This is a genomic window from Pseudomonas sp. DL (assembly GCF_047199225.1).
Classification (GTDB): domain Bacteria; phylum Pseudomonadota; class Gammaproteobacteria; order Pseudomonadales; family Pseudomonadaceae; genus Pseudomonas; species Pseudomonas aeruginosa.
Genome location: NZ_CP178323.1, coordinates 4,076,890 through 4,098,460 on the forward strand (window position 1 = coordinate 4,076,890; position 21,571 = coordinate 4,098,460).

A 21,571-nucleotide genomic window follows, 5' to 3' on the forward strand; every position below is an offset into this window, starting at 1 on the left:
CGGCTCCGGTCAGTCCATGAAGCCTTGCAGCTTCAACTCGATGGAACGCGGGTTCTCGCCCTCGGCGATGGACAGCAGGCCCTCCAGGAGCATCTCGCGGTAGCGCGACTGGCGCAGTACCAGGGTTTTCAGCTTGTTGCCGATCGGCAGCAGGAGCAGGTTGGCGAAGCCGACGCCATAGATGGTGGCGACGAAGGCCACGGCGATGCCGCTGCCGAGCTGCGCCGGGTTGGCCAGGTTGCCCATCACATGGATCAAGCCCATTACCGCGCCGATGATGCCGATGGTCGGCGCATAGCCGCCCATGCTCTCGAACACCTTGGCGGCCTGCAGGTCGCGACTTTCCTGGGTGAACAGGTCGACCTCGAGGATGCTGCGGATGACTTCCGGCTCGGCGCCGTCCACCAGCAGTTGCAGGCCCTTGCGCGCATAGGGATCGGGCTCCGCATCGGCGATGCTCTCCAGGCCGAGCAGGCCTTCCTTGCGCGCGGTCATGCTCCAGGAGACGATCCGGTCGATTCCCCCGGAAAGATCCTCGCGCGGCGGGAAGAACGCCCAGCCGAGCATGCCCAGGCCGCGCTTGAGCACGTTCACCGGGGTCTGCAACAGCGCCGCGGCCAGGGTGCCGCCGATCACGATCAGCGCCGCCGGACCGTTGAGCAGGGCTCCGGCGTGGCCGCCCTCGAGAAAGTTGCCGCCGACGATGGCGACGAACGCCAGGATGATCCCGACCAGGCTGAGCACATCCATCAGCGCGTCCCCTCGGCTCGGCGAAGGCGCGCGCAGCTCGTCACGTGGGTGGCCATCGAAGGCAGTCTCCTCATTCCTGCACGCACGCTTACTGGCACGCCTCGACCAGGTGCCGGCCGATGTCGTCGAGCCCGTACACCGCGTCCGCCAGGTTGGCCTTGACCACGGCCATCGGCATCCCGTAGATCACGCAACTGGCCTCGTCCTGCGCCCACACCTGGCTGCCGCCCTGCTTGAGCAGGCGCGCACCCTCGCGCCCGTCGGCGCCCATGCCGGTGAGGACCACCGCCAGGACCTTGTCGTTGTAGGCCTTGGCCGCCGAGCCGAAGGTCACGTCGACGCAGGGCTTGTAGTTCAGGCGTTCGTCGCCGGGGAGGATGCGCACCGTGCCGCGGCCGTCGACCATCATCTGCTTGCCGCCCGGCGCCAGCAGCGCCAGGCCGGGACGCAGGATGTCGCCGTCCTCCGCCTCCTTGACGTTGATCCGGCACAGCTTGTCGAGGCGCTCGGCGAAGGCCTTGGTGAAGGCCGCCGGCATGTGCTGGATCAGTACCAGCGGCGCCGGGAAGTTGGCCGGCAACTGGGTCAGCACCCGCTGCAAGGCAACCGGTCCACCGGTGGAGGTACCGATCGCGACCAGCCGGTAGGCCTTGCGCTTCGGCGCCGCCGAGGTCGACGCCGGGGCCGGCGACGCGCCGGCACCAACACGCGCGCTCGCGCCGACGCTGGAGGACGACGCCGGCGCATGGCTGGACGAGGTGGCCGAAGGCAGCGGCGGCAGGCTGATCGAGCGACGATTGCTACGGGCGATGGTCAGGACCTTCTCGCAGAGCAACTGGCGGACCTTGTCCGGGTTGCGCGAGATGTCCTCGAAATTCTTCGGCAGGTAGTCGACCGCTCCAGCGTCCAGTGCATCCAGGGTCACCCGCGCGCCCTCGTGGGTCAGCGAGGAGAACATCAGGACCGGGGTCGGGCAACGCTGCATGATGTTCCGTACCGCGGTGATGCCGTCCATCAGCGGCATCTCGTAATCCATGGTGATCACATCGGGTCTCAGGGCCAGCGCCTGCTCGATGGCCTCGCGGCCATTGGTGGCGGTGCCGACCACCTGGATCTGTCCATCGGCGGAGAGAATCTCCGAGACACGGCGGCGGAAGAACCCCGAATCGTCCACCACCAGGACTTTGACTGCCATAGCTACTCCTCAGAGGGCGACGCTCCTGCGCCGCCGGAAACCCATACGCGGCGTCAGATGCGCCGTGCGTAACGCTTGAGCATGCTCGGCACATCGAGGATCAGGGCGATGCGCCCGTCCCCGGTGATGGTGGCGCCCGCCATGCCGGGGGTGCCCTGCAACATCTTGCCGAGTGGCTTGATCACCACTTCTTCTTGTCCCACCAACTGGTCGACGACGAAACCGATGCGCTGGGTGCCGACCGACAGGATCACCACGTGTCCCTCACCCTGCTCTTCGTGGGCCGCACTCGGCACCAGCCAGCGCTTGAGATAGAACAGCGGCAAGGCCTTGTCGCGGACGATCACCACTTCCTGGCCATCCACGACATTGGTGCGCGACAGGTCAAGATGGAAGATTTCGTTGACGTTGACCAGCGGGAAGGCGAACGCCTGGCTGCCCAGCATCACCATAAGGGTAGGCATGATCGCCAAAGTCAGCGGCACCTTGATGACGATCTTCGAGCCGGACCCCTTCTGCGAAAACACGTTGACCGTGCCGTTGAGCTGGGAAATCTTGGTCTTCACCACGTCCATGCCGACACCGCGGCCGGACACGTCGGAAATCTCGGTCTTGGTCGAGAAACCCGGGGCGAAAATCAGGTTGTAGCACTCCAGGTCGGTCAGGCGGTCCGCCGCATCGCGCTCCAGCAGGCCCTTCTCCACCGCCTTGTTGCGCAGCACCTCGGCGTCCATGCCCTTGCCGTCGTCGGTGATCATCAGGAGGATGTGGTCACCCTCCTGCTCCGCTGACAGCACCACCTGGCCGACCCGCGGCTTGCCGGCGGCCTCGCGCTCCTCCGGACTCTCGATGCCGTGGTCGACGGCGTTGCGCACCAGGTGCACCAGCGGATCGGCGAGGGCCTCGACCAGGTTCTTGTCGAGGTCGGTCTCTTCGCCCACCAGCTCCAGGTTGATCTCTTTCTTCATGTTCCGCGCCAGGTCGCGAACCAGGCGCGGGAAGCGGCCGAAGACCTTCTTGATCGGCTGCATGCGGGTCTTCATCACCGACATCTGCAGGTCGCCGGTGACCACGTCGAGGTTGGCCACGGCCTTGGCCATGGCCTCGTCGCCACTGTTCAGGCCCAGGCGCACCAGGCGGTTACGCACCAGCACCAGCTCGCCGACCATGTTCATGATCTCGTCGAGACGCGCCGTATCCACCCGCACGGTGGTCTCCGCCTCGCTTGCCGCGGGCCTGTCGGGCGCCGCCGGACGCGCGGCGGCGGCCTTGGCCGGAGCGACCGGTTTCGCCGCGGGACTCTTCGCTGCGATGTTCTTGGCTACCGCCGCGGCAGCCGCCACGGCCTCGGAGGCGCCGTTGAACTTGCCCTTGCCGTGCAGTTCGTCGAGCAGCGACTCGAACTCGTCGTCGCTGATCTCATCGCCGCCCGCGGCGGCCGGCGCCTTGCCCTGCTCCGCCGGCGCAGCCGCTGGAGCCGCGGCAGCCGGTGCGGCGGGTGTGCCGGCGGCTTCCGGGACATCGCCGAACTTGCCCTTGCCGTGCAGTTCGTCGAGCAGCGCCTCGAACTCGTCGTCGCTGATATCGTCACCAGCGGCAGCCGCGGCCGGCTCGACCGCCTCGGCGGGGACTTGCGCAGGCTCGGCCGAGACCGCCGGCGGGACGAACTTGCCCTTGCCGTGCAACTGGTCGAGCAACGCCTCGAACTCGGCGTCGCTGATCTCGTCGCCAGCGGGAGCCGCGGGCGCTTCTGCAACGGCGGAGGCCGGCGCTTCGTCGCCCTGCAGAGCATCCAGCAACTGCTCGAACTCGTCGTCGGTGATATCGCTGGAGGCACTCTGCGCGGGCGCTTCCGGCGGCGCCGCAGGCTCGGCTGGCGGAACGGCCGCCGGTGGCGCTTGCACAGGTTCCGCGGGCTCGGCGCCCTCGGGCTCGGCCAGGCGGGCAAGGGCCGCCAGCAGCTCGGGCGTCGCCGGGGTCGGTTCGGACTGCTCGCGCACCTGGTCGAACATCGCGTTGACCGTATCCAGCGCCTGCAGCACCACATCCATCAGTTCGGAGCTGACGCGCCGCTCGCCCTTGCGCAGGATATCGAAGACGTTTTCCGCAATGTGGCAGCATTCCACCAGCGCGTTCAGCTGGAGGAAGCCGGCACCGCCCTTGACCGTATGGAACCCACGGAAAATGGCATTGAGCAGGTCCATATCGTCCGGCCGGCTCTCCAGCTCGACCAGTTGCTCGGACAATTGCTCGAGAATCTCGCCGGCCTCAACCAGGAAGTCCTGGAGGATTTCTTCATCGGCGTCGAAGCTCATTCGGCTGCTCCCAGAGACGTGTTACTCGAAAGGATCGGCAGGACCGCTGTCCTGCCGGAAATACCGGCCCGGCTTTCCGGACCGACTTCAGCCCGCCCGCCGGGATCACCGGCATGACGAAGGCTGTGCCAGCAGCCCGCGGATGCCAGCGTTCAATGCTTACTTAACGGCAGCGATGCCGCAGTCTTGAGCCGGGCGGGTCAGAAACCCAGGCTGGACAGCAGATCGTCCACGTCATCCTGCCCGGACACCACATCCTCTCGTTTTTCCGCGGCGACCTGCGGCCCCTCGCCCTTGGCCGAACGCTCCAGCGCGGCCTGGTGGCGCATGCTCACGTGGTCGTGCTCGATTCCGGCGTAACGGTCCACCTGGCCGGCCATCCAGACCAGCTTCACGAGGTTGCTCTCGACCTCGGTGACCAGCTTGGTGACACGCTTGATCACCTGGCCGGTCAGGTCCTGGTAATCCTGCGCCAGCAGGATGTCATTGAGCTGCGAGGACAACTGGCCGGCGTTCTCGCCGCTGCGCACGAGGAACTGTTCGATGCGCTTGGCCAGCTCGCGGAAGCCGTCAGCGTCGATTTCCCGGCGCATGAAGCGTTGCCACTCCTGGTGCAGCTCCCGCGAATCGTCGCCCAACTGGTTGACCAGCGGGGCGCTCTGCTCCACTAGGTCCATGGTCCGGTTGGCGGCCTTCTCGGTCATTTCCACTACGTAGGAAAGACGATCGGTGGCATCGGCGATCTGCGACATTTCCTGCGCGTGGGGGGAATGCGGGTCGATCTGGAAATCGACGATGGCGTTGTGCAGTTCGCGGGTCAGCTTGCCCACTTCCTGGTAGAGGCCACGGTCCCTGGCCTGGCTGAGCTCCTGGATCAATTGCACCGCCTGCTGGAAGTGCCCCCGTTCGAGACAGTCCACCAGTTCGCGCGCATGTTTTTTCAGGGTCGATTCGAATTCGTCGCCCGTGGAATCGTTACCAAGCACCATGACACCCTCTTGGCCGGCTTCAGCCGTTGACCCGCTCGAAAATCTTCTCGATCTTTTCCTTCAGGACCTGAGCGGTGAAGGGTTTGACCACATAGCCGTTGACCCCGGCCTGGGCCGCTTCGATGATCTGGTCGCGCTTGGCCTCGGCGGTGACCATCAGCACCGGCAGGTGCTTGAGGCGCTCGTCGGCGCGAACCGCGCGCAGCAGATCGATGCCGGTCATGCCCGGCATGTTCCAGTCGGTGACGAGAAAGTCGAAATTGCCGCTGTGCAGCATCGGCAGCGCCGTGGTGCCGTCGTCGGCCTCGGCGGTATTGGTGAAGCCCAAGTCCCGCAAGAGGTTCTTGATGATGCGTCTCATCGTGGAAAAGTCGTCCACGATGAGAATTTTCATGTTCTTGTCCAAGTAAACCTCCGTACAGACCAGAGCGCGCCCCAGGGGACGCGCCACACATTCTTTTGCGTTAACGGTTACAAGCTGCGGTCGAGGCCGGTTCAGGCCGACCGCCAATCGGCCAGGCGCGCGCGCAAACGCGCGGCGCACTGGCTGTGCAACTGGCTGACCCGCGATTCGCTGACGCCCAGTACCTCGCCGATCTCCTTGAGGTTGAGTTCCTCGTCGTAATACAACGCCAGCACCAGGCGCTCGCGCTCCGGCAACTTGGCGATGGCATCCGCCAGGGCCGCCTGGAAACGTTCGTCGAGCAGGCCGTGGATCGGTTCGTTGTGACTGAGGCTGGTGTCTTCCGGCAATCCATGTTCGCCGTCCTGCAACAGGTCGTCGAAGCTGTACAGGCGGCTGCCCTGCGTGTCGCTGAGGATGCCGTAGTAATCTTCGAGGCTCAATTGGAGTTCGGCAGCAACTTCGTGATCTTTAGCGTCGCGTCCGGTTCTCGCCTCGATCGCGCGGATCGCGTCGGTCACCATGCGCGTGTTGCGGTGCACCGAACGCGGCGCCCAGTCGCCCTTGCGGACCTCGTCGAGCATGGCCCCGCGGATGCGGATGCCGGCATAGGTCTCGAAGCTGGCGCCCTTGCCGGCGTCGTATTTCTTCGCGGCCTCGAGCAGGCCGATCATGCCGGCCTGCATCAGGTCCTCCACCTGCACGCTGGCCGGCAGGCGGCCGAGCAGGTGATAGGCGATGCGCTTGACCAGTGGTGCGTAACGCTGGATCAGTTGCTCCTGGGAGTTCTGCGCTTGCGCCTTGCTATACATACGCACTCCAGAGGCCGCTGTCATACGGCCGAACCTGTCGCGGGGTGTTGGACCAGTCGTTCGACGAAGAACTCCAGGTGCCCGCGCGGGTTGGCCGGCAGCGGCCAGCTATCGACCTTCTGCGCGACCGCCTTGAAGGCCAGGGACGCCTTCGAGCGGGGGAATGCCTCGTATACGGCTCGCTGTTTCTGCACGGCCTTGCGTACCGACTCGTCGTAAGGGATGACACCTACATACTGTAGTGCGACGTCGAGGAAACGGTCAGTGACCTTGGTCAGTTTGGCGAACAGGTTGCGTCCTTCCTGCGGGCTGTGGGCCATGTTGGCCAGGACCCGGAAGCGGGTCATGCCGTGGTCGCGGTTGAGCAGTTTGATCAGGGCGTAGGCATCGGTGATCGAGGTCGGCTCGTCGCAGACGACCAGCAGCACCTCCTGCGCGGCGCGGACGAAACTGACCACCGAATCGCCGATCCCGGCGGCAGTGTCGACGACCAGGACATCGAGGTTGTCGCTGATATCGCTGAACGCCTGGATCAGCCCCGCATGCTGCATCGGCGAGAGGTGCACCATGCTCTGCGTGCCGGAGGCCGCGGGAACGATGCGCACGCCACCGGGACCGAGGAGGAGGACATCGCGCAGTTCGCAGCGTCCCTCGATCACGTCGGCCAGGGTGCGCTTGGGCGTGAGTCCCAGCAGGACGTCGACGTTGGCCAGGCCGAGGTCGGCATCCAGCAGCATGACGCGACGGCCGAGATCGGCCAGAGCCAGTGCCAGGTTCACCGACACATTGGTCTTGCCGACGCCGCCCTTGCCGCCAGTTACTGCGATCACCTGTACGGGATGCATGCTACCCATCTGCTTCATACCTTGTGTTGTCGTCTTCCCGGAACGCCCCTTCCAGCGCTCTCCGGTATTGGCGGGAACGATGCGCCATCGCTCCCGGCCCGGCGGAAGCCACCTTCGCTTCCGTCACCCGCGCCACGCGCGGTTCTTCCCACGTCCTCAGCCGGCACGCCGCGCCGGTTGCTGGTAGAGCCCGGCGAACATCTCGGCCATGGCGTCCTCGCTGGGCTCTTCCGGTGCCTGCAGGCTCACCGCCCGGCTGACCAGTTGGTGACTGCGCGCCACCTGCAGGTCGTCCGGAATCCGCGGCCCATCCGCCAGATAGGCTACCGGGAGACGCTGGGCGATAGCCAGCGCCATCGATTCACCGAGGCTGCCCGCCTCGTCCAGCTTAGTCAGGATGCAACCCGCCAGCCCGCAGTGCCGATAGGTCTGGTAGGCCGACTTGAGCACCTGGCTCTGGCTGGTGGTGGCCATCACCAGGTAATTCTTCACGTTCAGGCTCGGCGACGCCAGTGCCTCGAGCTGCATGCGCAATGCCGGGTCGCTGGCCGGCAGGCCGGCGGTATCGATCAGCACCATGCGCTTGCGCGCCAGCGGCGCCAGGGCCTGGATCAGCGACTGGCCGGGATCGACCAGGGTCACCGGTACGTTGAGGATCCGACCGAGGGTCTTGATCTGCTCCTGGGCGCCGATCCGGTAGCTGTCCATGCTCACCAGCGCCAGGCTCTGGGCGCCGTACTTGAGGACGTAGCGCGCGGCCATCTTCGCCAGGGTGGTGGTCTTGCCGGCACCTGCCGGGCCGACCAGGGCCAGTACGCCGCCCGCGTCGAGCGGGTCCTGCTCGGGGGTCTGCACGGCACGCGACAGGTGCGCCAACAGCATGCGCCAGGCCTGGCGCGTATCGCCCACCGCGGCGACCCGCTCCAGCAACGGCTTGCTCAGCTCCGCCGGCAAGCCCATGCGCTGCAGGCGCCGCCAGAGATTGGCCTGCTGCGGACGCTGGTGCTGCAACTGGCCCCAGGCGATGGAACCCAGTTGTACCTCGATCAGCTCGCGCAGGCCGTTCAGTTCGAAACGCATTGCCTCGAGGGTCTGGCCGCCCGCCTGGGGCTTGGCCTGCGCCGCCGTCATGGACTCGGCCAGGGACGGACGCGCCGGCTTCTCCTCGGCGAACAATTGACGGTCCTTGCGCTGGGTTTCCGCCGGACGCGCCGTCAACTCGGCGCGCGCCTCTGCGATCCGCGCCTGGGTCTTGCGCAGCTCCACTTCCAGCGCCGGGTTGGGCTTGCTCGGCGCCGGCGGGGCCTGGTAATCCAGCGCCGCGGTCAGCTCGATGCCGCCGGCGACCCGGCGGTTGCCGAGAATCGCGGCGTCCGGACCCAGTTCGTCGCGGACCAGTTTCATGGCCTGGCGCATATCGGCGGCGAAGAAGCGTTTGACTTGCATTGCCCGAACCCCTCAGTTCAGTAGTCTTGCCGGCAACCTCAGGTTGCCCGGTGTGCCGGCCCTGGAGCCGGCGCAGCCCTCGTTCAGTTCTGTCCCACCGTCGCGACGATGGTGACTTGCTTGTTGTCCGGGATTTCCTGGTAGGCCAGCACATGCATGCTGGGCACCGCCATCCGCGCGAAGCGCGACATCATCGAGCGGATCGGTCCGGCAACCAGCAGGATCGCCGGCTTACCGAGCATCTCCTGGCGTTGTGCGCTCTCGATCAGCGAGCGTTGCAGCTTCTCGGCCATCCCCGGCTCCAGCAACATGCCGTCCTCGGAGCCTTGTCCGGCCTTCTGCATGCTGTTCAGCAAAATCTGTTCCAACCTCGGCTCGAGCGTGATCACAGGCAGCTCCGGCTCAAGCCCGACAATGCTTTGCACGATTGCGCGGGACAACGCGACGCGAACCGCGGCGACCATCGCGCCGGGATCTTGACTCCGTGGAGCGACGTTGGCGATGGCCTCGGCGATGGTACGGATGTCGCGCACCGGCACCTGCTCCTGGAGCAGCGCCTGCAGGACCTTGAGCAGGGTGGACAGGGAAATCAGCCCCGGCACCAGCTCTTCCGCCAGCTTCGGCGAGCTGCGCGCGAGCAATTGCAGGAGCTGTTGCACTTCTTCATGGCCCAGCAGCTCGTGGGCGTGCTTGTGCAGCACCTGGTTCAGGTGAGTGGCGACCACGGTGCTCGCATCCACCACGGTGTAGCCCAGCGACTGCGCCTGGTCGCGCTGGCCGGGCTCGATCCATACCGCCTCCAGGCCGAAGGCCGGGTCCTTGCCGGCGATGCCGTTGAGGCTGCCGAATACCTGGCCGGGGTTGATCGCCAGCTCGCGATCGGGATAGATCTCCGCTTCGGCCACGCTGACCCCCATCAGGGTCAGACGGTAGGCGTTGGGCAGCAGGTCGAGGTTGTCGCGGATGTGCACCGAGGGCATCAGGAAGCCCAGCTCCTGGGACAGCTTCTTGCGTACGCCCTTGATCCGCGCCAGCAGTTGCCCGCCCTGGTTGCGGTCGACCAGCGGGATCAGCCGGTAGCCGACTTCCAGGCCGACCATGTCCACCGGGGTGACGTCGTCCCAACCCAGTTCCTTGACCTCCTGGGCGCGCTGCGCCGGCAGCAGCTCCTGCTGGCGCTGCACCTCCTGCTCAGCGACCTGCTTGGCCTTGTTCTGCCGGTGCCAGATCCAGTAGGCGGCAGCGCCGGCCAGGGCGCCGAGGCCGATGAAGGAAACATGCGGCATGCCCGGCACGGCGCCCATGGCGATCAGGATCGCCGCGGAAATCGCCAGCGCCTTGGGCGAGGCGAACATCTGCCGGTTGACCTGCTGGCCCATGTCCTCGGAACTGGAGACCCGCGTCACCATGATCGCCGCCGCGGTCGACAGCAGCAGCGACGGCAGTTGTGCCACCAGGCCGTCACCGATGGTCAGCAGGGCGTAGACCTTGCCGGCGTCGCCGAAGGACATCGAATGCTGGATCATGCCGATGGCGACGCCGCCGATCAGGTTGATGAAGAGAATCAGCAGGCCGGCGATGGCGTCACCGCGGACGAACTTGCTGGCACCGTCCATCGAACCGTAGAAGTCGGCCTCCTGGGCCACCTCGCTGCGGCGCTTCTTGGCTTCCTCCTGCTCGATCAGGCCGGCGTTGAGGTCGGCGTCGATGGCCATCTGCTTGCCGGGCATGGCATCCAGGGTGAAGCGCGCGCTGACTTCGGAAATCCGCCCGGCGCCCTTGGTCACCACCACGAAGTTGATGATCATGAGGATCGCGAACACCACCACCCCGACCACGTAGTTGCCGCCGATCACCACTTCGCCGAAGGCCTGGATCACCTTGCCCGCGGCGCCATGGCCGTCGTGGCCGTGGAGCAACACCACGCGGGTCGAGGCAACGTTCAGCGCCAGGCGCAACAGGGTCGCCACCAGCAGGATGGTCGGGAACACGGCGAAGTCCAGCGGCCGCAGGGCGTACACGCAGACCAGCAGGACGACGATGGACAGGGCGATGTTGAAGGTGAACAGCACGTCCAGCAGGAATGGCGGGATCGGCAGGGTCATCATCGCCAGCATGGCCAGCAGCAGGATCGGCACGCCGAGGCTGCCGCGCCCCAGCCCCGCCAGGTTGCTGCGCACATTGCTGATCAGTTGCGTGCGATCCACTCTCGACTCCCCTGCCCTGCGTATGGCGCCCGTAGGTGGGCGCCGAACAAACTTTTGACGCCGGAATGCGCGTCGGGCGGGTCATTGCAGGAACCGTTCCAACTTTTCAATTCATTGATTGAAAAAGGGTTTTCGCCAATCACCAACTGCCGGAGGCGCCACCACCGCCACTCGAGCCTCCGCCGCCGGAGAACGAGTCCGAAGACGAACTGGACGAACTCGACGACGAGGAAGACGAGGAACCCGATGAGCTAGCGTAATCGCCGCCGCGCCGACGCCCTCCCCCCGAGCCGCCGGCGCTGAAATTGCAACCGATGAGCAGCGGCAGGCAAGCGGCGGGCAGGATGATCAGCGCCTCGATGCTGTTCAGCGGGTCGTCCACCAGCAACAGCAGACACTCCAGGGCCAGGGTCAGCAGCAGGCCGAGCAGGCCCGGCAGGTAGGCCCAGCGCCGTCCTCTGCGCAGCCCCTGCCAGGCACCGGCCAGCATCAGCAGGGTCAGCCCCAGCGAAAGCGGCACGGCCAATCCGTAATGAAGCACCGGCAGGCCATAACGGCCGTAGGCCCAGAACAGCCCCAGCGCATAGAGCACAAGAATGGCGAAGAACCAGCGGGCACCGCGCGAATACTTGAGCAAGGCGCCGAAGCCGACGCCCAGGACCGCCACCATCTCCGCCAGCGCCACCATCGCCCCTGCCGGCCAGTGTCGCCCCAGTGCCAACGCCGCAGCGAGCGCCACTACCGTACCCAGGGTCCAGTACCAGGCGCGCGGGCGTACCAGCAGCGCCACCCCGCCGAGAGCGCCGAGCAGGAATGCGATAGCCAGGGTCTGCCGTACCGCGCCGGGCTCCAGCGGGTCGCGCGGCGGCGGCGGCAACGCCTCGCCGTCGATCAGTCGTACCAGGCGCTGCGCCGCCGCTTCCAGGCCGCCGGCGTAGTCTTGCTGACGGAACGCAGGGGTCATGTATTCGCGGATGATCCGCCCGGCATCGATGTCGGTGATCGTTCCTTCCAGGCCATAGCCGACTTCGATGCGCATGCGCCGGTCGTCCTTCGCCACCAGCACCAGGACGCCGTCATCGATCCCCTTGCGCCCCAGCTTCCACGCCTCGAATACCCGCGTCGCATAGGCCTCGATGCTGTCCGGATAGGTGCTGGGCACCATCAGGATCGCTACCTGGGCACCCTTCCGGGCCTCCAGCGCGGCCAGCGAAGCTTCCAGGCGGGCACGCTCGGCGGCGTCGAGGGTCGCGGTAAGGTCGGTCACCCGCCGCGCCGGCGCCGGAACCTCCGCGGACTCGTAGCCCGCATCGCGCGCTGCCTCGGCCTCGGCGCCGACCGCCGATGCCTCCACGGCCTCCTCCTCGACATCGGACGCTGCCACCGCGACGGTGACCGGCACCGTCGCGGTGGCAACGGAGGGAATCGCGGCGGCGCAGAGCAGCATGCCGAACAGCCGAAGCATGGCGAGATAACGCGTGATTGCAGACATCCTTGTCTCCGAATGAAATGAACGGGAACCCATTACCAACTGCCCGAGGCACCGCCTCCGCCGCTGGAACCACCGCCCCCGGAAAAGCCGCCGGACGACGAGGAGGAAGAGGAGGAGGAACCGCCGCCGGAGCTTCCCGACGAGCCTCCACCACCCCCACTCAGGCGTACCTGGCCGAACACCAGCAGCCCGAGCATGAGCTGGAACGGTAGCAGGGCCAGCCAGACCAGCGGTGCGTCCAGGCCACCGGACAGCAATCCGAGCAGCAGGTAGGCCGCCAGCAACGCCCACAGTCGGCGGTGGAAACTTTTCCGCCGCTCGCGCCATAGCGAGCGCATCAGGCGGTAGTTCGACCAGCAGAGAACCGCCAGCATCAGCACCCCGGCCGGCCACAGCAGGCCGTAGATGAAGGACACCGCGCTGAACCAATGCGCCGCCAGCCCGAGCAGGGCTACATAGACCAGTACGCCGATCACCAGGTAGAAGGCCGGGCGCACCGTCCACAGCGCGCCGAAGGTCGCGCCGCCGACCAGCATGCACAGCGGAGCGACCAGCAGCACGCTCATCCATTCGCCGGAAGCGCCGGCCAGCGTGCCCAGCAGCCAGCAGAGCAGCGCCCCGCCGAGCAGCCAGGGCCAGCGCAGCGCCCGGGCACTCAACAGCACTCCGGCCAACGATCCGTAGATGAAGGCGACCAGCAGCGCCCAGGCTTCCGCCGGCAATTGCCCCAGCGAGACTTTCGGCGCACCCGACGACGCGGCCGCCGGCAGCGTTTCGCCGTCGACCAGGCGGATCAGCTCGTCCACCGCGGCCTCGATCCCGCCGGCGTAGTCGCCCTCGCGAAATGCCGGGGCCATCCGCTCGCGAATGATCCGTCCGGCGACCACGTCGGGCACCGCACCCTCCAGGCCGTAGCCGACCTCGATGCGCATGCGCCGGTCATCCTTGGCCACCACCAGCAGCAGACCGTCGTCGACCGCCTTGCGGCCGAGCTTCCAGGCCTGGAACAGCTTGTCGGAGAAGGCTTCGATATCGAGGGTACCGGTAGTCGGCAGCATCACCACCGCGATCTGCGCACCGCGTCGCCGCTCCAGCACCTCGAGCTTCTCCACCAAGCGTTGGCGCGTCGCCTCGTCCAGCGTGTGGGTGGCATCCACCACCCGCTCCGACAGGGGCAAGGTGACCCATTCCGCCGGCGCTTCGGCGTGCACAGGCATCCAGGGCAGCAGCCAGGCCAGGGCGAGCAACAGGAGGACAGGCGGGAAAATACGATCAGACAAGGTTCGATCCATGAACGGCAAAGCTCTCATCCCGAGCGGGTACCGGCCAAGGTGCCACAGCGCGGCGCGCAGCTCCAGCCCGGTCACTCGTCGCGACGCAGGTCCGGCGGGATCGGCAGGTCCTTCAACGGGCTCGGCCGCTTGCCCTTGCCGGCCTGGTACTGCTTGAGCTGGTAGACATAGGCCAGTACCTGGGCCACGGCGAGATAGAGCCCGGCGGGAATCTCCTGGTCCAGCTCGGTGGAGTAGTACACCGCTCGCGCCAGCGCCGGCGACTCCATGACCATCACCTTGTGCTCCTGGGCCACCTCGCGGATCTTCAGGGCCAGGAAATCGTTGCCCTTGGCCAGCAGCAGCGGCGCCCCGCCGCCCGCCGGGTCGTACTTCAGGGCTACGGCGAAGTGGGTCGGGTTGGTGATCACCACGTCGGCCTCCGGCACCGCCGCCATCATCCGTCTCTGCGCCATCTCGCGCTGCATCTGGCGGATCTTCGACTTGACCTCGGGCTTGCCCTCGGAGTCCTTGTATTCGTCGCGGACTTCCTGCTTGGTCATCAGCAGCTTCTGGCGGTTGTCCCAGATCTGGTAGGGCACGTCCACCGCGGCGATCAGCAGCAGGCTGCAGGCCATCCAGAAGGCGCTCCAGCCGACCACCCGCACGCTGTGCAGGATCGCCTGCTCGAGCGGCTGGTGCGCCAGGGCCAGGAGGGCGTCGCGGTCGGCGGAGAGCACCAGCAGGGCCACCGCCAGCACCACCAGGAACTTGATCAGCGCCTTGCTCAGTTCGAGCAGCGACTTGGCGGAAAACATCCGTTTCAGCCCCGACAGCGGGTTGAGCCGGCTGAACTTGGGTTGCAGGGCGTCCATCGAGAACAGCCAGCCGCCGAGGGCGATCGGCCCGACGATCGCCGCCACCAGCAGCATCAGCAGGATCGGCCAGAGCCCCTGGGCCGCCAGGTAGGCCGAAGCGCCGAGCAATTGCAGCATGCTCTCGGTATTCATCGCGGTTTCCCGGGACAGCTCGAAATTGCTGCGCATCAGGCGCAACAGGGCGCCCGCCAGGTCGGCGCCGTAGATCAGCAGGCCGCCGGCGCCGGCCATGAGGATGGCCAGGGTGTTCAGCTCCCGCGAACGCGGCAACTGCCCTTTCTCGCGCGCCTCGCGGCGGCGTTTCTCCGTGGGTTCCTCTGTCTTGTCCTGCCCGCTCTCGCTCTCGGCCATGGCTACCTCGCCCGCACCAGTTCACGGAGGAATTGCAGGGCCTCGCCGGCCAGCACCTGGTACTGGCTGAGCAGGTCGGCGGTGCCGATCCAGAGGATCACCAGGCCCAGCACCAGGGTCAACGGAAAGCCGATGGAGAAGATGTTCAGCTGCGGCGCCGCGCGGGTCATGGCGCCGAAGGCGAGGTTCACCACCAGCAGCGCGGTGATCGCCGGCAGCGCCAGCAGCAGCGCCGCGCCCATCACCCAGCCGAGCTTGCCGGCGATGATCCAGAAATGGTTGCCGCTCAGGCCCTCGCCCACCGGCAGGGTGACGAAGCTCTCGGCGATTACCTCGAACACTACCAGGTGTCCGTTCATCGCCAGGAACAGCAGCGTCACCAGCATGGTGAAGAACTGGCCGAGCACCGGCACCGAGACGCCGTTGGCCGGGTCGACCATGGAAGCGAAGCCCAGGCCCATCTGCATCGAGATGATCTGCCCGGCGATCACGAAGGCGTGGAACAGCAACTGCAGGGAAAAGCCGAGCAAGGCGCCGACCAGGATCTGCTCGCCGATCAGCAGCATGGCCTTCATGCTCAGCGCGTCCACCTGCGGCATCGGCGGCAGGTTCGGCACCAGCACCACGCAGACGCCCAGCGCCAGGTACAGTCGCACCCGCACCGGCACCAGCTGGGTGCCGATCACCGGCATGGTCATCAGCAGCGCCGCGACCCGGAACAGCGGCAGCACGAAGCTGGCGATCCAGCCGCCGATCTGCGCGTTGGTCAGCTCCAGCATCAGCCGATCAGCAGCGGGATGTTGCCGATCAGCGTCTGGGTGTATTCCATCAGCTGCCGCAGCAGCCAGGGACCCAGCACGATCAGGGTGAGCAGGATCACCATCAGGCGCGGCAGGAAGCTCAGGGTCTGTTCGTTGATCTGGGTGGCGGCCTGGAACATCGCCACCACGAGACCGACCAGCAGGCTCGGAACCACCAGCACGCCGACGATCATCGCCGTCAGCCACAACGCCTCGCGGAACAGGTCGAGTGCCACCTCAGGGGTCATGTCTCTCTCCAGCGCGCCAGCGGCGCGTCAAGCCGGCGGCACCGCTAGACGGTGCCGAAACTGCCCGCCAGCGTCCCGATGATCAGCGCCCAGCCATCCACCAGGACGAACAGCATGATCTTGAACGGCAGGGAAATGATCAGCGGCGACAGCATCATCATGCCCATCGCCATCAGCACGCTGGACACCACCAGGTCGATGATCAGGAACGGGATGAAGATCATGAAGCCGATCTGGAACGCGGTCTTCAGCTCGGACGTGACGAAGGCCGGGACCAGGATGGTCAGCGGCGTCGCCTCCGGGCTGCCGATGTCGGTGCGCTTGGACAGGCGGACGAACAGCTCCAGGTCGGAGGTGCGAGTCTGCGCCAGCATGAACGCCTTCAGCGGTACCTCGGCCTTTTGCAGGGCTTCCTGGGCGGGAATCTGCTCGTTCAGGTAGGGCTGCAGGGCCTGGCTGTTGATCTTGTCGAACACCGGGGCCATGACGAACATGGTCAGGAACAGCGCCAGCCCCACCAGCACCTGGTTCGACGGCGTCGATTGCAGGCCCAGCGCCTGGCGCAGGATGGAGAAGACGATGATGATCCGGGTGAAGCTGGTCATCAGCATGACGAACGCCGGGATGAAGCTCAGCGCGGTCATGATCAGCAGGATCTGCAGGCTGACCGAATACTCCTGCTGGCCCTGGCCGTTGGTGGTCACGGTGATCGCCGAGATCGATGTCGGGTCGGCGGCCAGCGCCGGCCACGGCGCCAGCAGCAGAAGGCAGAGCGCGGCGAGCGCGCCGGCCAGGGAGATGCGCGGAGTCATGGCTTGCCCTTGGGGTCCTTGTTCAGCAGCTCCAGCAGGCGCTGGGCGAATTCCGGCGTGGCCGGCTCGCCGTCCGGCAGGTGTACCGGCTCCTTGAGCACGTGCAACGGCGTGATCCGGCCGGGCGTCAGGCCGAGCAGGATCTGCTCCTCACCGACCTGCACCAGCACCAGCCGGTCGCGCGGACCCAGCGGCTGGCTGGCAAGGGTGCGGATCAAGCGGTTGCCGCGCGGACCGGCCTGTTGCACCCGGCGCACCAGCCAGGCGAGCAGGAAGATCAGGCCGATCACCAGGCCCAGGCCGAGCACCAGTTGGGCCAGTTGCGCGGCGGCGCCGGAAGCGGCGCCCACCGTCGGCGCGGCGGCACCCGTCGTCCCCTCGGCGGCGCACAGCGGCGCGCTCAGCGAGGCGAGTGCCGGCAGGAAGCCGGCGAACAGGTAGCGACGCATGTCAGCGCAGCTTCTTGATGCGTTCGCTGGGACTGATCACGTCGGTCAGGCGGATGCCGAACTTCTCGTTCACTACCACCACCTCGCCGTGGGCGATCAGGGTGCCGTTGACCAGTACGTCCAGCGGCTCGCCGGCCAGGCGATCGAGTTCGATCACCGACCCCTGGTTGAGCTGCAGCAGGTTGCGGATGCTGATGTCGGTATGCCCGACCTCCATGGAAATGGTCACCGGGATGTCCAGGATCACATCCAGATTGGGCCCCTCCAGGCCGGAAATGGTCGGTGCCTTCGGCGAAGCGCCGAACTCTTCCATCGGCGCCCGCGGGGTACTCGGCTCCGCCACGGGAGTCGCGCCGCCCTGGGCCATCAGCGCATCGATGTCGTCCTGGCTGGCGTCGCCCGCCTCGGCCAGCGCCGCCGCCCACTCGTCGGCCAGTGCCTGTTCCTCGGTGGTCACTTTTTCTTCGTCTGCCATGGTTCGTCTTTCCTCCGGGGGAAGCGGTCAGCGCGAGCGCTCGACCGCTTCGAGAATCTGTAGCGCCAGGTTGCCCTTGTGGGCGCCCAGCTTGACCTTGAAGGCGGGCACGCCGTTGGCGCGCATCACCATGTGTTCCGGCATCTCCACCGGGATCACGTCGCCCGGCTGCATGTGCAGGATGTCGCGCAGCTTGAGCTGGCGGCGGACCACGGTGGCGCCGAGCGGTACCTGGACGTCCAGCACGTCCTCGCGCAGGGCCTTGATCCAGCGCTCGTCCTGGTCGTCGTGGTCGGACTGGAAACCGGCGTCGAGCATCTCGCGGATCGGCTCGATCATCGAATAGGGCATGGTGATGTGCAGGTCGCCGCCACCGCCGTCCAGTTCGATGTGGAAGGTGGAGACCACCACCACCTCGCTGGGACTGACGATGTTGGCCATGGCCGGGTTGACCTCCGAGTTGACGTACTCGAAGTTCATCTCCAGCACCGCCTGCCAGGCTTCCTTCAGATCGACGAAGGCCTGCTCCAGCACCATCCGCACCACCCGCAGTTCGGTCGGGGTGAACTCGCGGCCCTCGATCTTGGCGTGGCGGCCGTCGCCGCCGAAGAAGTTGTCCACCAGCTTGAACACCAGCTTGGCGTCGAGGATGAACAGCGCGGTGCCGCGCAGCGGCTTCATCTTCACCAGGTTGAGGCTGGTGGGAACGTACAGCGAGTGCACGTACTCGCCGAACTTCATCACCTGCACGCCGCCGACCGCGACGTCGGCCGAACGGCGCAGCAGGTTGAACATGCTGATGCGGGTGTAGCGGGCGAAACGCTCGTTGATCATCTCCAGGGTCGGCATGCGGCCCCGGACGATGCGGTCCTGGCTGGTCAGGTCATAGGACTTGACCGATCCCGGCGTCGCCTCGACTTCGGTTTCCACCAGGCCATCGTCGACGCCGTGCAACAGCGCGTCGATTTCATCCTGGGAAAGCAGATCTTGCACGGCCATGGGATACCTACTGCAGCACGAAATTGGTGAACAACACTTGTTCGATAGCCAGTTGGCCGGTTTCCTTCTTGGCCAGTTCCTGCAATCCGGCGGTCGCCTGCTGGCGGAGCATTTCCTTGCCCACCGGAGTCACCAGCGAGTCGAAACTCTGACTCGAGAACAGCATCACCAGTTTATTGCGAACCAGCGGCATGTGCTCGCGCAATGCGTCCATCTGCGCCTTGTCGCGCCCCATCAACGCGACGCCGACCTGCATGTAGCGCTGCCGGCCGTTCTGGTTGAAGTTGACGACGAAGGCCGGCGCCAGGATCTCGTAGAGCGCCGGCTGCTTGCCCGGCTTCGCCGCCTCGCTGGCGACTTCCTCGGTCTTCTCGGCCTTCAGCGACTTGCTGAGGAAGAACCAGGTGCCGCCCACCGACAGGCCGATCGCCAGCAGCAGGCCGACCACGATCAGCAGGATCAGCTTCAGCTTGCTCTTGCCGCCGCTCGGAGCCCCCGCGTCGGCGGGTGTCGCCTCTTTCTTAGCCATGCCAAAAATCCGTCGCTATAGCGTCAAATGAAGGGTTTCACAGGGGCAGAGCAAGGGTTGTGCCATTTCTGCAACGCCGCCCCGCCTCCTGGGACCAGCCCCGGAGGGCTGTCCGAGATGATAGACGGCGCGGATATTACAGCCTGGCCACAGGAAATCATCCCCGTCTTTTGCGAAATTGCCCGCTCCGGAAAAAGAAAGGCCTCCCGCAGGAGGCCCAAAGGGGAAATGCAGTCGTTCGCCTCAGGCGTAGTAGTCGACCAGACCGCGCGCCGCCGACGCACCCGGCCGGCTGCGGATCTCGCTGACTCCGGCGAGGGTTTCCTCATCGCCCGAGGCCTCGCCGGCCAAGCCGCGTCCGCGCGCCGATCCGCCCTCGCCCTGCTGCTGGCCCTGCCAGCCCCGCGCCAGCGACTGGTCGGAGACGTTCACGTCGAGCTGGTTCATGCCCTGCTGGCTGAACATGTCGCGCAGCCGGTGCATCTGGCTTTCCAGGGCGTCGCGAACGCCGGCGTTGGGACTGGCGAAGGTCACCTGGGTCTGGTCGGCGGTCATGTGGATGCGCACGTCCAGGCGTCCCAGCTCGGCCGGGTCGAGCTGGATCTCCGCCGACTTCAGGTTCTGGCTGGACATCCACATCACCCGGTCCACCACCGCCTCGCTCCAGCCGTTCTGCTGTATCGCCACCGGCTGGCCGGGCACCGTACCGTTCACCGGACGGTTGGTCAGGGCCTGCTGCGCCATGGCCTGGGTCAGCCCGTTGAGCTTGGCCGCGAAAGGCTCGCCGCGCGGCTCCGCCTTGCTCTCCAGCAGGCTCTCGGAGGCGGCGCTGGCGATGGCCGGCTCGGCGGTCTGCTGCAACTGGGCCTCGAGCGCCTTGCCGTCGACGGCCTTGGGCAAGGAGTCGGAAGTCAGGCTGGCAAGGGCATCGCCGAGGTTCGCCTGGCGCGGATCGGCGCTCTTCGCCGGCCCGCCTTTCGCCGCCTGCGCGGCGTCCTGGGCACCCTGCTCCAAGGCCATGTTCACCGCCGGAACGCCGTTGAGCTTGACCAGGGTCGGGTCGCTGCTGGCTTCGGTCAGGCTGGCCGGAGCACTGCTAGCCGTCGGCACGGCCGGCGGCAGCAAAGTCGCCTGGGTATTCTCGTCGAGCATCGGCACGGCGCCGCCGAGGCCGAGCAGTTGCAGCGGATCGACCGGCGTTTCGACTTTATCTTCGCCGTCGGCCTTGGCCTGGCCGTCGGCCGGCAAAGGCTTGCCGTCTTCGGCAACGGCCGGTTGCCCGGCGGCATCCGTCGGCTGCGCCTCGGCAGCCTCCTTGCCGGCGTCCCGCGGCTTGTCCCGCGAACCCTTGGAGGGACCGTCGGCGCGCTCGGCGGGCTTCTTCGCGGTCTCCTTGGCATACATGTCGGAGAAGCTGGAAGTCTTGTCGTTACTGGGCTCAGGCGTTTTCTGCTGGCTCTTCGGCGCAGCGGCCTTGGGCTTTACATCAGGCGTCGGCGGCAACAACACACCAGGGGCGACGGCCATGGGAATTCTCCATTTGCGAAGGGATTGCATCGTGGCTTGCGCAAGGGATGGAGCAAGGTCCGGGCCAACTTCGCCGAGAGCGTCCGTGAAACGCTCGCCAGGGCGCCGCAGCAGGCACGCTCGCTTTGCCCGCAGGTCCCGTCTGGACTACAATCCAGAGCCGCATCCCTCCCGAGGTAGTACCCTGATGTCCTTCGCCGAAAAACTGTCCCGTCTGCAAGCCTTCCTCGATGCCGATGACCTGCACGAAGAAGCGCTGGACTACGTGGCGACCCACGGCTACCTGACCGCCCTCTCCATCTGCCCGGAGCAGGTGCCGGAGCGGGAGTGGATCGACGCCCTGTTCGCCGAACCGCCGCACTACCGCAGCGATGAGGAGCGCCAGGAGATCGAGACTTCCCTCGAGCAGCTCAAGGCGCACATCACCCGCGTGCTGGCCAGCGACGAAGACCTCGAGCTGCCCTGCGACCTCGACCTCGGCGACGAGCCGGACGACTCCGACCTGCGCGGCTGGTGCATCGGCTTCATGGAAGGCGTGTTCCTTCGCGAGGAAGTCTGGTTCGAGCAGGCCGAGGAGGAAGTCAGCGAGCTGCTGCTGCCTATCATGGTCGGCTCCGGCCTGTTCGACGAGCAGCCCGAGTTCGACGAGATCGCCCGCGACCGCCACCTGGTGGACGACATGGTCGCGCAGATTCCCGACCTGCTGACCAACCTGTTCCTGCTCTGCCAGGCGCCGGAAGAAAAGCCCGCCCTGCTCAAGCCGCGCACGCACTAAGGA

21 protein-coding genes are annotated in these 21,571 nt (G+C 66.5%); 1 reads left to right on the forward strand and 20 read right to left on the reverse strand.

Annotated features, from left to right (window positions below):
* Positions 1-9 precede the first annotated feature (9 nt).
* The 20 genes from ACI766_RS18930 to ACI766_RS19025 all read right to left on the reverse strand — a co-directional run bounded on the left by ACI766_RS18930 (position 10) and on the right by ACI766_RS19025 (position 20,793).
* Complete coding sequence (locus ACI766_RS18930; protein WP_087823849.1) at positions 10-750, reverse strand: flagellar motor protein; 741 nt, start codon at positions 748-750, stop codon at positions 10-12.
* Positions 751-838: 88 nt separating this feature from the next.
* Positions 839-1,945 (reverse strand): protein-glutamate methylesterase/protein-glutamine glutaminase, encoded by a 1,107-nt coding sequence (locus tag ACI766_RS18935; protein ID WP_003083085.1) that lies wholly within the window; start codon positions 1,943-1,945, stop codon positions 839-841.
* A gap of 53 nt (positions 1,946-1,998) precedes the next feature.
* Positions 1,999-4,260 (reverse strand): chemotaxis protein CheA, encoded by a 2,262-nt coding sequence (locus tag ACI766_RS18940; protein ID WP_003114282.1) that lies wholly within the window; start codon positions 4,258-4,260, stop codon positions 1,999-2,001.
* 200 nt (positions 4,261-4,460) lie between these two features.
* Positions 4,461-5,249 carry a protein phosphatase CheZ gene (locus ACI766_RS18945; protein ID WP_003083075.1) on the reverse strand — a complete coding sequence of 263 codons (789 nt, stop codon included), beginning with the start codon at positions 5,247-5,249 and terminating at the stop codon, positions 4,461-4,463.
* Between the two features lie 19 nt (positions 5,250-5,268).
* Positions 5,269-5,643, reverse strand: a complete 375-nt coding sequence (locus tag ACI766_RS18950; protein ID WP_003083073.1) for a chemotaxis response regulator CheY — start codon at positions 5,641-5,643, stop codon at positions 5,269-5,271.
* A 101-nt stretch (positions 5,644-5,744) separates the two neighbouring features.
* Complete coding sequence (gene fliA, locus ACI766_RS18955; RefSeq protein WP_003083070.1) at positions 5,745-6,488, reverse strand: RNA polymerase sigma factor FliA; 744 nt, start codon at positions 6,486-6,488, stop codon at positions 5,745-5,747.
* Positions 6,485-7,327, reverse strand: a complete 843-nt coding sequence (gene fleN, locus ACI766_RS18960) for a flagellar synthesis regulator FleN (RefSeq protein WP_003083064.1) — start codon at positions 7,325-7,327, stop codon at positions 6,485-6,487. The genes fliA and fleN overlap by 4 nt, the downstream gene beginning before the upstream one ends.
* Positions 7,328-7,465: 138 nt before the next feature.
* Positions 7,466-8,755, reverse strand: coding sequence for a flagellar biosynthesis protein FlhF (gene flhF, locus ACI766_RS18965; RefSeq protein WP_003083061.1), 1,290 nt, complete (start codon positions 8,753-8,755; stop codon positions 7,466-7,468).
* A gap of 83 nt (positions 8,756-8,838) precedes the next feature.
* Positions 8,839-10,962 carry a flagellar biosynthesis protein FlhA gene (flhA, locus tag ACI766_RS18970; protein ID WP_003087100.1) on the reverse strand — a complete coding sequence of 708 codons (2,124 nt, stop codon included), beginning with the start codon at positions 10,960-10,962 and terminating at the stop codon, positions 8,839-8,841.
* Between the two features lie 139 nt (positions 10,963-11,101).
* Positions 11,102-12,454: a TPM domain-containing protein gene (locus ACI766_RS18975; protein ID WP_023088992.1), complete on the reverse strand. Its 1,353-nt coding sequence runs from the start codon at positions 12,452-12,454 to the stop codon at positions 11,102-11,104.
* A gap of 32 nt (positions 12,455-12,486) precedes the next feature.
* On the reverse strand, positions 12,487-13,746 hold the full coding sequence (locus ACI766_RS18980) for a TPM domain-containing protein (RefSeq protein WP_034037920.1): 1,260 nt from the start codon (positions 13,744-13,746) through the stop codon (positions 12,487-12,489).
* Between the two features lie 71 nt (positions 13,747-13,817).
* On the reverse strand, positions 13,818-14,954 hold the full coding sequence (gene flhB / locus ACI766_RS18985) for a flagellar biosynthesis protein FlhB (protein WP_003083056.1): 1,137 nt from the start codon (positions 14,952-14,954) through the stop codon (positions 13,818-13,820).
* 2 nt (positions 14,955-14,956) lie between these two features.
* Positions 14,957-15,733, reverse strand: a complete 777-nt coding sequence (fliR, locus tag ACI766_RS18990; RefSeq protein WP_003133221.1) for a flagellar biosynthetic protein FliR — start codon at positions 15,731-15,733, stop codon at positions 14,957-14,959.
* Positions 15,733-16,002, reverse strand: a complete 270-nt coding sequence (fliQ, locus tag ACI766_RS18995) for a flagellar biosynthesis protein FliQ (RefSeq protein ID WP_003083053.1) — start codon at positions 16,000-16,002, stop codon at positions 15,733-15,735. Before fliQ ends, fliR begins: the two co-directional genes overlap by 1 nt.
* 44 nt (positions 16,003-16,046) lie before the next feature.
* Positions 16,047-16,814, reverse strand: a complete 768-nt coding sequence (fliP, locus tag ACI766_RS19000; RefSeq protein WP_003083052.1) for a flagellar type III secretion system pore protein FliP — start codon at positions 16,812-16,814, stop codon at positions 16,047-16,049.
* Complete coding sequence (gene fliO / locus ACI766_RS19005; protein ID WP_003083051.1) at positions 16,811-17,263, reverse strand: flagellar biosynthetic protein FliO; 453 nt, start codon at positions 17,261-17,263, stop codon at positions 16,811-16,813. The genes fliP and fliO overlap by 4 nt, the downstream gene beginning before the upstream one ends.
* Position 17,264: 1 nt before the next feature.
* Positions 17,265-17,738: a flagellar motor switch protein FliN gene (gene fliN / locus ACI766_RS19010; protein ID WP_003083049.1), complete on the reverse strand. Its 474-nt coding sequence runs from the start codon at positions 17,736-17,738 to the stop codon at positions 17,265-17,267.
* Between the two features lie 27 nt (positions 17,739-17,765).
* Positions 17,766-18,737 carry a flagellar motor switch protein FliM gene (fliM, locus tag ACI766_RS19015; protein ID WP_003083045.1) on the reverse strand — a complete coding sequence of 324 codons (972 nt, stop codon included), beginning with the start codon at positions 18,735-18,737 and terminating at the stop codon, positions 17,766-17,768.
* A 7-nt stretch (positions 18,738-18,744) separates the two neighbouring features.
* Positions 18,745-19,266 carry a flagellar basal body-associated protein FliL gene (gene fliL / locus ACI766_RS19020; protein ID WP_003083042.1) on the reverse strand — a complete coding sequence of 174 codons (522 nt, stop codon included), beginning with the start codon at positions 19,264-19,266 and terminating at the stop codon, positions 18,745-18,747.
* A gap of 243 nt (positions 19,267-19,509) precedes the next feature.
* A complete protein-coding gene (locus ACI766_RS19025; RefSeq protein ID WP_003118679.1) occupies positions 19,510-20,793 on the reverse strand; it encodes a flagellar hook-length control protein FliK in 1,284 nt (427 codons plus the stop codon).
* 187 nt (positions 20,794-20,980) lie between these two features.
* Between ACI766_RS19025 and ACI766_RS19030 the strand changes: the two genes are divergently transcribed.
* A complete protein-coding gene (locus ACI766_RS19030) occupies positions 20,981-21,568 on the forward strand; it encodes a YecA family protein (protein ID WP_003083037.1) in 588 nt (195 codons plus the stop codon).
* Positions 21,569-21,571 lie beyond the last annotated feature (3 nt).